The organism is Rhodococcus sp. KRD162, from assembly GCF_017168335.1.
In the GTDB taxonomy this organism is placed as follows: domain Bacteria; phylum Actinomycetota; class Actinomycetes; order Mycobacteriales; family Mycobacteriaceae; genus Rhodococcoides.
In genome coordinates, this window is the sequence record NZ_JABFAU010000003.1 from 138,718 (window position 1) to 155,106 (window position 16,389).

The 16,389-nt window shown below is 64.4% G+C and carries 13 protein-coding genes and 1 riboswitch; of the genes, 7 read left to right on the forward strand and 6 right to left on the reverse strand.

The genetic code is table 11. The annotated features are described in order from the left end of the window. Positions 1–10: 10 nt before the first annotated feature. Positions 11–1,447: a GuaB1 family IMP dehydrogenase-related protein gene (locus J1M87_RS03125; RefSeq protein WP_206487715.1), complete on the forward strand. Its 1,437-nt coding sequence runs from the start codon at positions 11–13 to the stop codon at positions 1,445–1,447. A gap of 137 nt (positions 1,448–1,584) precedes the next feature. On the opposite strand, the gene J1M87_RS03130 is transcribed toward J1M87_RS03125, so the two are convergent. Next, on the reverse strand, positions 1,585–1,791 hold the full coding sequence (locus tag J1M87_RS03130; protein WP_206487717.1) for a hypothetical protein: 207 nt from the start codon (positions 1,789–1,791) through the stop codon (positions 1,585–1,587). On the opposite strand from J1M87_RS03130, the gene J1M87_RS03135 reads away from it, so the two are divergent. The 6 genes from J1M87_RS03135 (at position 1,784) to J1M87_RS03160 (ending at position 10,330) form a co-directional block, all read left to right on the forward strand. After that, positions 1,784–3,163, forward strand: coding sequence for a hemolysin family protein (locus J1M87_RS03135; RefSeq protein ID WP_206487719.1), 1,380 nt, complete (start codon positions 1,784–1,786; stop codon positions 3,161–3,163). The genes J1M87_RS03130 and J1M87_RS03135 overlap by 8 nt on opposite strands. After that, entirely contained in the window at positions 3,156–4,298 is a 1,143-nt protein-coding gene (locus J1M87_RS03140; RefSeq protein ID WP_206487721.1) for a hemolysin family protein, read from the forward strand. The genes J1M87_RS03135 and J1M87_RS03140 overlap by 8 nt, the downstream gene beginning before the upstream one ends. After that, positions 4,299–5,213 (forward strand): 3-methyladenine DNA glycosylase, encoded by a 915-nt coding sequence (locus J1M87_RS03145; RefSeq protein ID WP_206487723.1) that lies wholly within the window; start codon positions 4,299–4,301, stop codon positions 5,211–5,213. Between the two features lie 64 nt (positions 5,214–5,277). After that, positions 5,278–7,452: a malate synthase G gene (locus J1M87_RS03150; RefSeq protein WP_206487725.1), complete on the forward strand. Its 2,175-nt coding sequence runs from the start codon at positions 5,278–5,280 to the stop codon at positions 7,450–7,452. Positions 7,453–7,468: 16 nt separating this feature from the next. Continuing rightward, positions 7,469–9,187: a substrate-binding and VWA domain-containing protein gene (locus J1M87_RS03155; RefSeq protein WP_206487727.1), complete on the forward strand. Its 1,719-nt coding sequence runs from the start codon at positions 7,469–7,471 to the stop codon at positions 9,185–9,187. A 3-nt stretch (positions 9,188–9,190) separates the two neighbouring features. Further along, positions 9,191–10,330: a metallophosphoesterase gene (locus J1M87_RS03160; protein ID WP_206487729.1), complete on the forward strand. Its 1,140-nt coding sequence runs from the start codon at positions 9,191–9,193 to the stop codon at positions 10,328–10,330. A 63-nt stretch (positions 10,331–10,393) separates the two neighbouring features. On the opposite strand, the gene gcvP is transcribed toward J1M87_RS03160, so the two are convergent. The 5 genes from gcvP to J1M87_RS03185 form a co-directional block, all read right to left on the reverse strand. Next, positions 10,394–13,246, reverse strand: coding sequence for an aminomethyl-transferring glycine dehydrogenase (gene gcvP, locus J1M87_RS03165; RefSeq protein WP_206487731.1), 2,853 nt, complete (start codon positions 13,244–13,246; stop codon positions 10,394–10,396). Positions 13,247–13,440: 194 nt separating this feature from the next. Continuing rightward, a riboswitch (glycine riboswitch) is annotated at positions 13,441–13,538 on the reverse strand. A 12-nt stretch (positions 13,539–13,550) separates the two neighbouring features. Beyond that, entirely contained in the window at positions 13,551–14,231 is a 681-nt protein-coding gene (locus J1M87_RS03170; protein ID WP_206487733.1) for a MerR family transcriptional regulator, read from the reverse strand. A gap of 273 nt (positions 14,232–14,504) precedes the next feature. Further along, positions 14,505–14,978 carry a bifunctional nuclease family protein gene (locus J1M87_RS03175; RefSeq protein WP_008716091.1) on the reverse strand — a complete coding sequence of 158 codons (474 nt, stop codon included), beginning with the start codon at positions 14,976–14,978 and terminating at the stop codon, positions 14,505–14,507. A gap of 97 nt (positions 14,979–15,075) precedes the next feature. Beyond that, positions 15,076–15,813, reverse strand: a complete 738-nt coding sequence (locus tag J1M87_RS03180) for a MerR family transcriptional regulator (RefSeq protein WP_206487735.1) — start codon at positions 15,811–15,813, stop codon at positions 15,076–15,078. Continuing rightward, positions 15,810–16,307, reverse strand: coding sequence for an FHA domain-containing protein (locus J1M87_RS03185; RefSeq protein WP_206487737.1), 498 nt, complete (start codon positions 16,305–16,307; stop codon positions 15,810–15,812). Before J1M87_RS03185 ends, J1M87_RS03180 begins: the two co-directional genes overlap by 4 nt. Positions 16,308–16,389: the final 82 nt, after the last annotated feature.

Genomic DNA, 16,389 nt, shown 5'->3' on the forward strand with positions numbered 1-16,389 from the left:
CTCGATCAACGTGCAGTTTCTCGATGGTCACCGACCGCCCTACGATCTCACCTACGACGACGTCTTCCTCGTCCCCAATCGAACCGACGTCACATCGCGCTTCGATGTCGATCTCAGTACCGTCGACGGGTCAGGAACGACCATCCCGATAGTCGTGTCGAACATGACAGCTGTGTCAGGCCGCCGGATGGCGGAGACCGTCGCGCGGCGCGGAGCCATTGCCGTCATCCCACAGGACTTGCCGACCGAAGTCGTCGCCGACACAGTCGCATTCGTCAAGAGCCGGGACCTGGTCGCGGACACCCCCGTGGTGCTGGACCCCAACGCATCGGTGTCCGACGCATTGGCACTGGTGCACAAGCGGGCGCACGAAGCCGTCGTGATCGTCGAGCACGGTAAACCCGTCGGGGTCGTGACCGAGGATGCCTGCGCCGATGTCGACCGGTTCGCGCGCGTGAGTTCGGTGGCGTCCACCGACTTCGTGCGAGCGCCTCGGCACGCATCGCCGAAGGAAGTCTTCGAGTTGATGGAGGCGGCGCATGCGCACCTCGCGGTCGTCATCGAGGACGACGGCACCCTCGCAGGCGTGGTGACCAAGACCGGAGCGGTACGCACGGGTATATACGCGCCTGCGGTCGATGCGTCGGGACGGTTGCGGATTGCAGCGGCCGTCGGCATCAACGGCAACGTCGCCGACAAGGCCACAGCCCTGGTCGAGGCCGGAGCCGATGTGCTCGTCATGGACACCGCACACGGACATCAGCAGAAGATGCTCGAAGCCCTCTCCGCGGTGCGCGCCCTCGATCTCGGGGTTCCCCTTGCCGCCGGCAACGTCGTGTCTGCACAGGGCACCCGCGATCTGGTGCAGGCGGGCGCAGACATCGTCAAGGTCGGTGTCGGTCCCGGCGCGATGTGCACGACACGAATGATGACCGGGGTCGGTCGACCACAATTCTCGGCTGTGGCCGAGTGTTCCGCTGCAGCGGCCGAACTCGGGGCTTCGGTCTGGGCCGACGGGGGCGTGCGTCATCCCCGTGACGTTGCACTCGCATTGGCTGCAGGCGCCGCGAACGTGATGATCGGGTCCTGGTTCGCCGGCACCTACGAGTCACCGGGCGACCTGCGAGTCGATGCCTCGGGCAACCGCTACAAGGAGAGCTTCGGGATGGCGTCCAAGCGGGCGGTCGCCGCCCGTACCGCCACCGACGGCGCCTTCGACCGGGCCCGCAAGGCATTGTTCGAGGAAGGCATTTCCAGTTCCCGGATGCGACTGGATCCAGACCGTCCCGGCGTCGAGGATCTGATCGATCACATCTGCGCCGGAGTTCGCAGCACCTGCACGTACGCCGGCGCTCGCACTCTGCCGGAATTGGCGCAGCGCGCGGTACTGGGTGTTCAGTCCGCCGCCGGGTTCGCCGAGGGCCGGCCACTGCCCTCCGGGTGGTGACGGGCAGGCACGGTTAGACTCACTCACAGCACACGCACACGTTCGCGCGCCGCTCGTCCGAACTTCGTTCGGACGGGTGGCCGATTTTGTCGGCTTCCCGTAGGGCGGGTCCACAGCGCGAACCAGACAGAAGGGAATCAGGTGCCCGAGGCACCCACTATTTCGGTTGCCGCTCCGGCAACTGCCGAGCAGCACGACGACGGTTCCACGTCGGAGGGCTCCTCTATCGAGCCGGGAGAGAAACCCGGCGACACCACTTCGAGCAACTCCGCCCACTCCGGTGGCGCGACTTTGTTGTCCCAACTACGACGGCCCCAGCCCAGGCGGCGTTGACACGTGGCCACGTTCCTCACCATCGTCAGCCTGCTCGGATTCGTCGCTCTGACTGCAGGCACCGCCTTGTTCGTCGCGGCCGAATTCTCACTCACGGCGCTCGAACGCAGCGCCGTCGAGTCGCGAGCCGAGAACGGCGATCTACGTTCTCGTCAGGTTCTGCACGCTCACAAGACGCTGTCTTTCCAGCTGTCCGGCGCGCAGCTCGGCATCACGATCACCACCCTGATCACCGGTTATCTTGCCGAACCTGTCCTGGCGGGCTTCATTCGGCCGGTGGCAGGTGCGCTCGGCGCCTCGCAAACACTGGCGTCGGGCATCTCGCTTGCGGTGGCGCTGATTCTGGCCACCTCGTTCTCGATGATCTTCGGTGAATTGGTCCCGAAGAACATCGCGATCGCCAAGCCGATGTCGACCGCTCGTGTCACCGCCGGTGCCATGGCCGGTTTCTCGCTGATCTTCAAGTGGGCGATCAACGGACTCAACGGCTCGGCCAACTTGCTCGTCCGCCGGCTCGGGATAGAGCCGGCCGAGGAGCTCAGATCGGCACGGTCACCACAGGAACTGGGCTCACTGGTTCGCACATCGGCCCAACAGGGATCGATCGACGAGAACACTGCAAGATTGGTCGATCGATCGTTGCAGTTCGGCGACCGCACAGCAGAGGAACTGATGACGCCGCGGGTGAAGATCGAAACGCTCGACACCGACGCCACCGTGGCCGATCTGATCGAAACCGCTGCTCGCACTGGCTTCTCCCGGTTTCCTGTGGTCGACGGCGATCTGGACGACACCGTGGGTGTCGTCCACATCAAGCACGCATTCACCGTCGCAGCAGCGCAACGCCGCTCGACGACGGTCGAGTCCTTGGCCCGTGATGTTCCGGTGGTCCCGTCGAGCCTGGACGGCGATGCGGTGATGGAGCGGGTGCGTGCGGACGGTATGCAGGTGGCCCTCGTCGTCGACGAGTACGGCGGTACCGCAGGCATGGTCACGATGGAAGATCTCATCGAGGAGATCGTCGGCGACGTTCGTGACGAGCACGACGAGCCGGAGCTCGACGTCGCTCGATCGGGTGACGGGTGGGACTGCGCCGGTCTGCTGCGAATCGACGAAGTGGCTTCGGCCACGGGATATTCGGCACCCGAAGGCGAGTACGAAACGATCGGCGGACTGGTGTTGACCGAGCTGGGTCGTATCCCGACCGAAGGGGACGCAGTTCTGCTACCGCCCACGTCGAGCGAGGACCCGCACGAGAGCAACGGCGGTTGGATCGCGCGGGTGGTTCGGATGGACGGTCGCCGGATCGACCGGGTGCTGATCTTGCCTGTCGACGCCGCAGCGGTTGCTCGACTACGTTCGGAGGGAGAGGTCGATGGGTGACTTCCTCGGTGTGGGCCTGGCAGTACTGCTGCTGGCGGGCAACGCATTCTTCGTCGGAGCCGAGTTCGCGCTGATCTCCGCCCGACGCGACCGACTCGAAGCACTGCTCGCGCAAGGCAAGAAGCGTGCACAGAGCGTGATCGAGGCCGGTCAGAATCTCTCGCAGATGCTGGCAGCTGCGCAGCTCGGTATCACGATCTGTTCGATCCTTCTCGGCCGTGTGGCCGAGCCCGCGGTGGCGCACCTCATCGAGGTTCCACTCGAGGCGATCGGCATTCCCGATTCGTTCCTGCACCCGATCGCCTTCGCCATCGCATTGACCCTCGTTGTCGTGCTGCACATCCTGGTCGGTGAGATGGTTCCGAAGAACATCGCGATCGCGGGCCCCGAGAGCACCGCCATGATTCTGGTGCCGATCCATCTGCTGTTCATCAAAGTGGCGTTGCCGCTGATCTCGTTCTACAACCTGTGCGCCAATCTGACCCTTCGGTTGCTGCGAATCGAGCCCAAGGACGAGTTGAGCTCCTCGGTCTCGGCAGTGGAGTTGTCGCAGATGATCGGCGAATCACGATCCGAGGGCTTGATCGACGCCGAAGAGCATCGCAGACTGCGGCAGGCTCTCGACACGTCCGGTCGGACTGTCGGCGAGGTGCTCATTCCCAACCATCAGGTTCGTACCATCGAGTTGTCCGGCCCCGATCACCTTCTCGGACCGACGCTCGGCTCGGTCGAACGTGCTGTCATCGAGACGGGCTTCTCTCGCTACCCCGTACGGGATTCGGCAGGTGCGCTGGTCGGGTACCTACACCTGAAGGACGTGCTCGACGACATGGCCGACGAGTCGGCCGGACCGGACACCGTCATTCCCCGCAGCGACGTTCGGTCACTGCCCGTCGTCTCGATCGACACGGTGCTCGACGACGCCCTGACCAAATTACGGCGTGCCAGCAGCCACCTCGGGGCTGTTCACGACGCGACGGGTGCCACGGTGGGCATCGTCGCTCTCGAGGACCTGGTCGAGGAATTCGTCGGTACCGTCCGAGACGGAACGCACCGGGTCGCCGGCCCGCGACCGGGTCAGTCCGCACCCGGTACCGGGCCCGCCACGTCGACCGCTCCCCCACGGAACCTGTGAATGCTCGGCTCGACATCGCTGAGCGAGGCAGAGTGGACCGGCAGGCGCACCGCCCATGCCGTGCGGATCGAGAACCTAGTCGGTGACTATTTGACCGACCGAGGACATGGCGAGGTCCATCCGGTCCTGGATTTTCTGTTCACCTATTACAGTCATCGGCCGGGCCAGTTGCGGCGGTGGAATCCGGGCCACGGCGTCGTTCTCACCGGCCCTGGTGCCGGTGACTACGCGGACTTCGCGTCCTACGAGCGGGTGGACACGCCCGAGGGCCCGGGTTACCGGGTTCGATCGGATCTCGTGGAGCGTCGGCGATCGAGTATCGAGTTCACTCTCGGACTGCTGACCGCCACCACCGAAAGAGCACCGTTGCTCGGCTGCTTCGGGCTGCACGAGTGGGCCATGGTCTACCGCGGGGGTAGTTCCGCGCAACGGCACGAGCAGGTGCCGCTTCGGCTCGGCCGCGAGGGCACGGACGCTGTGGTCGACTCGATGACGTTGCGGTGTACCCACTACGACGCCTTCCGGTTCTTCACCCCCGACGCCGCGCCGCGCAACGCAGTGCCACTGTCGCCGCAATCGCGTCTGACATCCGAGCAGCCCGGCTGCATCCACGCATCGATGGACCTGTACAAGTGGTGCTACAAGCTGGGACCTCTGATCGATTCCGAGTTTCTGACCGACTGCTTCGAGTTGGCTCTGCACGCGCGAACGATCGATATGCGTGCGAGCCCGTACGACCTCAGCGACTACGATCTCGAACCCATTCGTATCGAGACCCCGGTCGGTCGAGCAGAATATGTGCGCGCGCAGGGTGAACTGTCGGCCGAAGCGGCACCATTGCGCTCGGCGCTCATCGCTCGATGCCAGAATCTACTGATCGGCGGCGAGTACGGTGTCGGAATTACCGCCGAGTAACATTGGCCTCGTTGTCGTGGGGACACCGTCACGGGTGTCCGTGACCGAAAAGAGTGAGGATTTCATGACCGATCGTGTGCAGGCTGGTGGACTTCAAGTCGCCAAGGTCCTATTCGATTTCGTCGAAAAGGAGGCGCTGCCGGGTACCGATGTAGATTCCGAGGCCTTCTGGACCGGTGCCGCATCGGTGATCGCCGATCTTGCTCCGAAGAACAAGTCACTGCTGGCCGTCCGCGACGAGATCCAAGGCAAGGTCGATGCCTGGCACGGCGAACATGCGGGCCCCGACTACGATCGCGCCGCGTACAAGGCATTCTTGAAGGAAATCGGCTATCTACTCGACGAGCCTGCCGATTTCCAGATCACCACCTCCGGGGTCGATACCGAGATCACCACCACTGCGGGACCTCAGTTGGTGGTGCCGGTGCTCAATGCCCGATTCGCGATCAACGCCTCCAATGCACGATGGGGCTCGCTGTACGACGCCCTGTACGGAACCGACGCCATCCCCGAGACCGACGGTGCCGAGAAGGGGTCGAGCTACAACAAGGTCCGCGGCGACAAGGTCATCGCGTTCGCACGTGACTTCCTGGACGAGGCACTGCCACTGAGCTCCGGCTCGCACGTCGGCACCACCGGATACGTCGTCGACGCGGCATCGCTGACCGTGACGCTGGCAGACGGAAGCACCGTCGGTCTCCAAGACCCGTCGCAGTTGCTCGGCTACCAGGGCACCCCGGACGCACCGTCGGCGATACTGTTCGTGCACAACGGCTTGCACTTCGAGATCCAGATCGATCCCGAGAGCCCGATCGGCAAGACCGACGGTGCCGGAGTCAAGGACGTGCTGCTCGAATCCGCCGTCACGACGATCATGGACTTCGAGGACTCCGTCGCTGCCGTCGATGCCGAGGACAAGGTTCTGGGATATCGCAACTGGCTCGGGCTGATGAAGGGCGATCTCACCGAGGAGGTCTCCAAGGGCGGCAAGACGTTCACTCGCGAGCTCAACAAGGACCGCACCTACACCTCTGTCGAAGGTTCGGAGCTCACGCTGCACGGTCGCTCACTGCTGTTCGTCCGCAACGTCGGACACCTGATGACATCCGACGCAATTCTCGATGCCGAGGGCAACGAGGTGCCGGAGGGCATTCTCGATGCACTGTTCACCTCCCTCGCCGGGATGCACTCGCTGACCCCGGACCATGTGCTCTCCAACTCGCGCACGGGTTCGCTGTACATCGTCAAGCCGAAGATGCACGGACCGGACGAGGTCGCGTTCACCGCCGAGTTGTTCGGCCGTGTCGAGCAGGTTCTAGGACTGCCGACCAACACGCTCAAAGTCGGAATCATGGACGAGGAACGCCGCACGACCGTCAACCTGAAGGCGTGCATTCAGGCCGCCTCCGAACGGGTCGTGTTCATCAACACGGGCTTCCTCGACCGCACCGGCGACGAGATCCACACCTCGATGGCAGCAGGTCCAGTCGTTCGCAAGGGCGCGATGAAGGGCGAGAAGTGGATCGCCGCGTACGAGGACTTCAACGTCGACACCGGCTTGGCTGCCGGCCTCGAAGGCAAGGCACAGATCGGTAAGGGCATGTGGGCGATGCCGGATCTGATGCACGACATGCTCGAGCAGAAGATCGGCCACCCCAAGGCCGGGGCCAATACCGCGTGGGTTCCCTCCCCCACCGCGGCGACCCTGCATGCCCTGCACTATCACAAGGTCGATGTCTTCGCCCGTCAGCACGAGATCGCGAAAGCCAAGCGCGCCACGGTCGACGACATTCTCGAAATTCCTCTCGCGCCGTCCACGGACTGGACCGACGAGGAGAAGCAGAACGAGCTCGACAACAACTCGCAGTCGATCCTCGGCTACGTGGTGCGGTGGATCGACCATGGCGTCGGATGCTCGAAGGTTCCCGACATCAACGATATTGCTCTCATGGAAGACCGTGCGACGCTTCGTATTTCGAGCCAGTTCATCGCGAATTGGCTGCGTCACGGCATCGTCACCGAAGAGCAGGTCCGTGAGTCGTTGAAGAGAATGGCTCCGGTGGTCGACCGACAGAACGAATCGGATCCGACGTACAAGCCGCTCGCTCCCGACTTCGACACCAACATCGCATTCCAGGCTGCCAGTGATCTGATCTTCCAGGGCACCAGCCAGCCCAACGGCTACACCGAGCCGATCCTGCATCGCCGCCGACGGGAGTACAAGGCCGTCAACGCCTGACGGACTTGTCGACCACGTGGGTGAACATCGGAACACAGGGCGCGGGCGCTCGGTAGCCGCCGGACCGGTGATCGTCGTGATCACGATCGCGGTGGTCGTCGCGGCGGTGTTCGGGTGGTTCGCTCTGCGTGATCGAATTTCCGATCAAGGGGTCGACGCTGCCAATCAATGTGTGGAGGGATCGGCGGTACTCACCGTGGCCGCCGATCCCGACATCTCCGGACCGGTCGAACAGTTGGCCGCTCGTTTCAACGAATCGGCCCCTGTGGTGCGGGATCACTGTGTGACGGTGCAGGTTCGGGCCACCGCCTCGGACACGATTCGGGCGGCCGTGAACTCCGGTATCGACAACTGGGACACCGCGGTGCTCGGCAATCGGCCGGGGCTGTGGATACCGCAGTCCTCTGCCGATGTCGAGTCCGTCACCGATCGCGGAGCCATCGACGGAACACCCCGGGCTGTCGCGTCCAGTCCGGTTGTCCTCGCCGCGCCGCCCACTGTGGCCGATGCCGTGGTCGCGGCCGGCGCGAGCTGGGCGGATCTCGTTCGGTTGCAACGAGACCCGCAAGCCCTCGGTCTGCCGGAATGGGGTGGACTTCGCCTCGCGTTGCCCACCGGCTCCGACACCGGAGCAACTACTCTCGCCGTTGCGGCGATCGCAGCAGGCGTACGCGGAGACCCGAGCTCCGCACTGACCGTCGATCAGGTCTCGTCGAGCCAACTGGTGTCGGCGATATCGGAGCTGGCGGTCACCGACACCCAGGCCGCCGCTGTCTCACCCACCACTACTTACGACGCACTGGCGACGCTCGACAACGCCGCGGGTCCCGGCGATGCCATCCACGCGGTTCCGGTCACCGAACAGCAACTGGCGTCGACCGATTCGTCCACGCTGACCGCCGTTCGACCACTGGGTCCGACGCCTATCGCGGATCACCCCGCAGTCGTACTGTCCGGCGATGAGACGTCCACCCGCGCGGCGGCCAGGTTCGTCGAGTTCATTCGCCAGCCGGACGGTGCACAGACACTGCGCGAGGCAGGGTTCGACGTCGGTGACGATGGCGACGGCGGTACCGTCGCCGCTCCATCCGGCCCGGTATCCGACGCACTCCTGACGGTGCTGCGCAATCCGGTGCTGCCGCGTCGAGCGACGGTTCTACTGGATGTCTCCGAGTCGATGGGTACCACCGAAGGCGGTGCGACAAGGCTCGAGAACACCGTGCGCGCACTGAGTGCACAGTTTCAGCGGGTCCCCGACTCCACCGAGCTCGGCCTGTGGAGCTTCAGCGAGAACCTCGACGGCGGGCGGGCCTATCGGATCGATGTACCGACAGGCCCGATGACAGTTCCGGTAGGCACGACCTCCCGACTCTCCGCCCTCGATTCCGCCGCGGCAAGATCGACTCCGGCGAGTGCGTCGTATTCCTACGTATCGCTGCTGGCGGCCTACCGTGATGCGGTATCCGGGTACGTGCCGGGACGCGCCAATTCCGTCGTGTTGATCACCGACGGACCCGACGACGACCCGTCTGTGCCCACAGAAAAGCTACTCACCGACCTGACCTCCGCGTCCGATCCGGCGCGCCCGGTCGCGGTGAACATCCTGCGCATCGGAGACGACTCCGGTTCCTCCGCGTTCGACGAGATCGCCGCCCGCACCGGCGGAACCGTGGAAGCGGTGTCGAGCTCGGATTCACCGGACCTCACCGATCGACTCGGAAAGTTGTTGTACTAGAACATGTCTCGTGTACTTTTTGTCGGCTTTTTCCTCCTCCTGATCTCACTGTTTCTACATTGGCGGTTTCTGTCTGTCACCAGGGCACCGGCCAGATTCACGCGAACGGCAGATGCGCTGTTGGTAGTGCTGTGGTTGTGCGCCACGATCGGATTCGGCAGCGGTGTGGTGCTCGACCCGTCGTGGGCCCGCGTTCCGGCGTTCGTGGGTCTCACGTGGTTGGCGGTGGTGCTGTACCTGTTCTTGGGAACAGTGCTCGTCGGGTTGGTCTGCACGGTTCTTCGAGTGGCCTCGAGGGCCATGGGCCGCGATTCGGCTGCGCTCCGGTTACGCGTGTCGAGGGTCGGCTCCGCGATGGTCGCAGTGGTCAGCGTCAGCGCTGTCGCGTACGGACTCGTCGAGGCGTCGACCCCGCGCGTGACGAACACGGCCGTGTCGCTGGGCGGGCTACCACCGGAGTTCGAGGGCCTGCGAGTGGCGTTGGTGTCCGATATTCATGCCGGGCCGACTCGCGGTGCGGGCTTCGTACGCACGGTCGTCGATTCGGTCAACGCCCAGAATCCGGACGTGGTGTTGCTCGACGGCGATCTGATCGACGGCACCGTCGACCTGGTCGGTGCCGACCTCGATCCGCTGCGCGAACTTCGCGCGCCCTCGGGAGTGTTCGCCGTCAGTGGCAATCACGAGTTCTACGCAGGCGACGGCGGAGAATGGCTCGATTTCTGGTCGACCCTCGGTATCGACGTGCTGCGCAACGAACGAACGACGATCACCCGTGGCGATGGCGCAATCGACATCGCCGGCATCAACGACGCCACTGCGCCCGCCCCGTACGAACCGGACCTCATCGAAGCACTGAACGGGATCGAGACCGATCGATTCGTACTGCTGATGGCACATCAGCCCAAGCAGGCTCTGGAGGCATCGGACCTCGGTGTCGACCTGCAGGTGTCGGGCCACACGCATGCGGGCCAGATCTGGCCCCTGCGCTACCTGGTGCCGCTGCAGCAGCCGAGTGTCGAAGGTCTGGACACGATCGACAACACGACGCTGTACACCACCCGCGGAGCAGGCGCGTGGGGTCCGCCGGTGCGGGTGGCCGCCCCGCCCGAGATTTCGATGCTCGAGCTCACGCGGGGCTGACCACTCGGCTCACCCGGAGAACGGTGCGAGACGAAACGGACGAAGAAGGCCAAGCGCCTCGGATCAGGCGAAGGCCTCGATCGGCGGGCACGAGCACACCAGGTTGCGGTCGCCGTGCGCGCCGTCGATCCGTCGCACCGCCGGCCACACCTTCGGACGGTCGTACCCTGCAGGGTAGGCCGCCAGCTCCCGTGAGTACGGGTGATCCCACTCCGCGACAAGACACTGAGCGGTGTGGGGCGCACCTCGAAGCGGATTGTCCTCGACGGTCCACTCGCCCGATCCGACGCGATCGATCTCGCCCCGGATGGCGATCATCGCATCACAGAATGCGTCGATCTCCTCCAGGTTCTCGCTCTCGGTGGGCTCAACCATCAGTGTTCCCGCAACCGGAAAGCTCATCGTCGGCGCGTGGAATCCGTAGTCGGCCAATCGTTTCGCAACATCGTCGACTGTGACGCCGGTGTCCTTGGTCAGGCCCCGTAGATCGAGAATGCACTCGTGGGCAACCATTCCGTTGTCACCGGTGTACAGAACAGGGAAGTACTCGTCGAGGCGTCTGGCGATGTAGTTGGCCGACGCGATCGCCGTCAACGTCGCTTTCCGCAGACCCGTCGCGCCCATCATCGCGATGTAGGCCCAGGTGATGGTCAGAATCGAGGCACTACCGTACGGGGCACCGGAGACCGTCGGGCCCGATCCGAGCTGAGGAGCCAGCGGGTGGCCGGGTAGGTAGGGCTGCAGGTGCGAGCGAACTCCGATCGGTCCCACGCCCGGCCCGCCGCCGCCGTGCGGGATGCAGAACGTCTTGTGCAGGTTCAAGTGGCTGACGTCGCCGCCGAAGCGGCCGGGTCGCGCGAGCCCGACGAGAGCATTGAGGTTGGCACCATCGACGTAGACCTGACCGCCGGCATCGTGGACTGCCGCACATATTTCGGAGATCTCGTGCTCGTAGACGCCGTGCGTCGAGGGGTACGTGATCATGATCGCGGCGAGCGTCTCGCCGTGCTCGGCGATCTTGGCGCGTAGATCATCGACATCGACGTCGCCATTGGTGCGGCACGCGACGACGACCACGCGCATGCCCGCCATCACGGCCGAGGCCGCGTTGGTGCCGTGGGCGCTCGACGGGATCAGGCAGACGACCCGTTGGGCATCGCCGTTGTCGTGGTGATAGCGGCGGATGGCGAGCAGCCCCGCGTACTCGCCCTGGCTTCCTGCATTCGGCTGCAGGCTCACCGCGTCGTAGCCGGTGATGTCGACGAGCCACCGTTCGAGGTCGTCGATCACGCGCAGCAGCCCAGGCACCTGCGACGCCGGCGCGAAGGGGTGTTGACGGGCGAACTGCGGCCAGGTGATGGACTCCATCTCCGCGGTTGCGTTCAGCTTCATCGTGCACGAACCCAGCGGAATCATGCTGCGGTCGAGGGCAATGTCCTTGTCGGACAATGCACGCAGGTAGCGCAGCATGGCAGTCTCGGTGCGGTACCGGGTGAAGGCCGGGTGCGTGAGGTACTCCGAGGTGCGAGTCATGGTCGTCGGCAGCGACTCGGCCCCGCATCCGTCGACCTCGGTACCGAATGCTGCGAGCACGCTCGATATCGTCTCGGGCGTGGTCGCCTCGTCGCACGAGATGGCCACGTGATCGGCGTCCACCAGCCGGAGATTGATCCCACGTTGTTCGGCACTGTCGACGATTGCCTGCGCCCGTCCGGGCACCTTCGCGAGGACGGTATCGAAGAACTCGGCGTGCACCACCTCGATCCCGGCCTTGCGCAGTCCCTCCGCAATGGTTCGAGCGTGCGTATTGACGCGAACCGCTATGGCACGCAACCCGTCTGCGCCGTGGTAGCTGGCGTACATCGCAGCCACGATGGCCAGCAGAACCTGAGCCGTACAGATATTGGAGGTCGCCTTCTCCCGACGAATGTGCTGCTCACGGGTCTGCAAGGCCAATCGGTAGGCGCGGTGGCCGTCCGCGTCGAGCGAGACCCCGACCAGTCGTCCGGGAAGCTGACGAGAGTGACCCGACCGCACCGCGAGGTACCCGGCGTGGGGTCCGCCGTAGCCCATCGGAACACCGAATCTCTGGGTGGTGCCGAAACAGACATCTGCGCCGATCTCGCCGGGCGGAGTCACGACGGTGGCGGCCAGCAGGTCGAGCCCGACAGCAACCAACGCGCCGCGCCCGTGCGCCGCCTCGACGGTGGCCGAGTGATCGAACAGGCGTCCGGATGCGCCGGGCAGCTGCATCAACACGCCGAAGAACTCGCCGTCCGGCAGGCCGTCGGCCAGGTCGGCATACACCAGTTCGATACCCAGCGGCTCGGCGCGAGTAGCCAGAAGAGCGGCGGTCTGCGGAAAGACATCGGCGTCCACCAGCAGCCGAGGCGATTTCGATGCCTTGTTCGCGCGTCGCATCAGCGTCATGGATTCTGCCGCCGCAGTGGACTCGTCGAGCATCGATGCATTGGCGACGTCCATGCCGGTGAGGTCCGCGACCATGGTCTGGAAGTTCAGCAACGCCTCGAGCCTGCCCTGGCTGATTTCGGGCTGATACGGCGTGTATGCGGTGTACCAGGCCGGGTTCTCCAGAATTCCGCGGGTCAGCACCGGCGGCGTCAAGGTGTCGTAGTAGCCGAGGCCGATCATGGACGTCGACACGGTGTTCTGGCCCGCGAGTTCGGCGAGCGCTGCGAGCGCTTCGTGCTCACCGAGCGCAGGCGGCAACGTCGCCAGTCCGGTGGGTACGCCGTCCGCCACGGTATCGAGAATCGACGAGGGCACTGCCTTGCGCGCAAGCTCGTCGAGACTGTCGACGCCGATCGAGTCGAGTATGCGGACCAGTTCCGCGGAGTCGGGTCCGATGTGGCGGTCCACGAAAGTGCGTACGGACGAGGCGTTTCGGTCGGTCACGATCTTCTCCCAGGTGCCGGAAAGACGAGGCTTCGGACGACCGAGGCATACGCGTCGGCCGCTCCTCCCCCTCTGTCGTGTGCCCGTTGACCCGAGCGCCTGAGAGATTCGGTCGAACACGCCACGCCGATACGGGCGCGCCGGTACCTTTCCCCTTGGGCGGGTGGGTGCTCCCACCACTTTCCAGAGTTGCCGAAGCCCACACGGTCCGTGTGCCTGAGAGATTGACGGGGAGGTATTGCTCCTTCGGCGTCCGAGACTGGATGCCTCGGAACTCTCCCGCGCGGGCGCGACGGAGGAAAGTCTAGCCGGTCTTGCGGCTCGCGCGATTCTTGCGCCGCGACGCCAGCTCGTCTTCGGGGCTCGGCTGGCTTTCGCCGCCGTCCGCTCGTTCTGCCGGGAAGTCCGCGATAGTGCCGGTGAGCTCGCGCATCGCACCGTTCACGGCGATTCCGAATACGCCCTGACCGCCCTGGAGCAGGTCCACCACTTCTTCGGCGGACGTGCACTCGTAGACGGTTGTGCCATCGGAGAACAGGGTGATGTTGGCGAGGTCACCCACGCCGCGCTGGCGTAGATGGTCGACGGCGACGCGGATGTTCTGCAGCGAGATACCGGTATCGAGCAGCCGCTTGACGATCTTGAGAACGAGCATGTCCTTGAAGGAGTACAGCCGTTGACTCCCCGAGCCTGCGGCACCGCGAATTGACGGTACGACGAGCCCGGTGCGGGCCCAGTAGTCGAGCTGCCGGTAGGTGATACCGGCGATCTGGCAGGCGCTCGGTACGCGGTATCCGACGAGTTCGTCGGGAACGGAGTCGTCGGGGAACAAACCTGGCTGAATGTCCTGCGGTGCATCGAACCGGCCGTTCGACGCCTGGTCGGCGGTGTCGCTCCGAGCATCGGCACCGACGGGCGTGTCCTCGGTCCGGCCTGCGGCGTCGGACTCTCGGCTGCCGTGATGCTGCTGCGGCTGATCTCCCACTGACTGCTCCCTCTCGGATGTCTCACTGCGTTCGGATCGTCGGTACTGCGATCCGCCCCGGGACGTGACTACGGCCCCGGTGTACTCGCGTGAATTCATGCCGTGTACCAGGCCAGACTACGCCTCGACGGGTATCGAAGAGGCGTGAACTGCAACAGATCCAACCAGCGGCGGCGATGAGCTTCACTGACACAGACGTTATGGGGACGATCGCGCAGATTCAATGCAACGCGCCGTAAACCTGAACCTAAAGTTGAGGTTGAGACTATTCCGTTATCCGTCGGTGGCCTTGAAGTCGTCCGGCGATACCGAATCGAGGAACTCCTTGAACTTCTCGACCTCGTCCTCGCGCTCGTCCGGCATGATCAATCCGGCCTCGGCCAGCACAGGTTCCTCGGCGAAGATCGGCACCCCGGCCCGCAGCGCAATCGCCACGGAGTCCGACGGCCGAGCAGAGACACGAACATCCTTGTCGAATACGAGATCGGCGTAGAAGGTGCCCTCCTGCAGGTCCACGATGCGAACTTCTTTGAGCTCGTGGCCCAGAGCCGAAATCAGATTCTTGACGAGATCATGAGTGAGGGGACGAGCAGGTTGCACCCCTTGCTGCTCCAAAGCAATTGCCGCAGCCTCGGTTTGACCGATCCAGATAGGGAGGTACCTGTCGCCGTCCGCTTCACGCAACAACAACACGGGCTGATTCTGCGGCTGTTCGACACGAATACCGACTACACGCATTTCACTCATCGTGTCTACCTCTCACTTCGAGAAATCCGAGCTGCGCTTCACTGTTTCAGCTCGTCGCAGCCGAGTCTATTTGAATTCGTACCGACACGAGCACGGGTCAGCGGTCGAGTGCACCGCGCACCGCGGCCTTGACCAGGCAGGTGTGCAAGGTCAGCGACAGCGCCGCCAACTCCCGAATCATTTCTTCCGCTCGATCACGTGCTCCGGCATCTCGCCCCTTGGCAACCGGCCCGGCGATCTGTGCGACCAGGCCAGCTTCTCGGTCGGCCGCGAGTTTGAACGCTCTCAGGTGACGCACTTCGAGACCGAACTGCAACATTGCATGTGCTGTTCGTGCCAGTGTCACGGCTCCGTCGTCGTAGAAACCGGCCTGTCCCGGAGTGATCAACCCGCTGCGCAACAGCTCGGTCAGGAATGCATCGTCGATACCGGCCTGCGACAGCAGATCGGCCTTGCTGATACGGACCTCTCGATCCGGCAGGAACTCCTCCGGGGACACCTCGCCCACGGCGACGGTCAGCGACCTGGGCCGCTTGACCGACGAGTCCGCTCGCTCGACTGTGGCGACGCCGTGATCGATGGCTTCGAGCTGTTCCTTGATCACCTTCAGCGGGAGGTACTGATCACGCTGGGCGGTCAGGACGAACCGAAGCCGCTCACAGTCCGCGATCGAGAACCGCCGGTACCCGGACGGAGTGCGCTCCGGAGAGATCAGACCCTCGGCTTCGAGGAATCTGATCTTCGAGATGGTCACATCGGGAAAGTCGGGCCGAAGTCGATCCAGGACGGAGCCAATCGACATCCCCCCGTTGGACTGCTGCCCGACGGCGGTCACTGGCTTCCTGCACCCGCAGACGCATCGCCGACCTGAGATCCGTTGCCGCCTCTGGGCCCGGTCAGGAACACCAACCGGAACTTGCCGATCTGCACCTCGTCGCCGTTGGCGAGCACAGCGGAATCGACCGGCTCCCGATTGACGTAGGTGCCGTTCAGGCTGCCGACGTCGACGACCTGGAACTCGTCCTCGTCCTGCCGAAACTCGGCGTGACGGCGGCTGACGGTGACATCGTCGAGGAAGATGTCGCTATCGGGGTGCCGTCCGGCGGAGGTGGTCGGCTGGTCGAGCAGAAATCGCGATCCGGCATTGGGGCCGCGTTTGACGACGAGCAGAGCAGCACCGACAGGCAATCCCTCGACACCCGATACCGGAGCTTCGGTGCTCTGGGCGGCCGCGGAGTTGTCCAGCTCCTGGAGGAAATCAGCGCGGAAGACCGAGGTGGTCTCGGCCGGCGACTCCCCGTAGTTGCTGTCGTTGTCGTTCTGGCTCACCGTTACTCCTTCTCAGTCCGTTCACCCGGGCAGAGAGCGCCGCGGGTAACGCAGTACATGGTCTTCACATCTGGTGTTACTT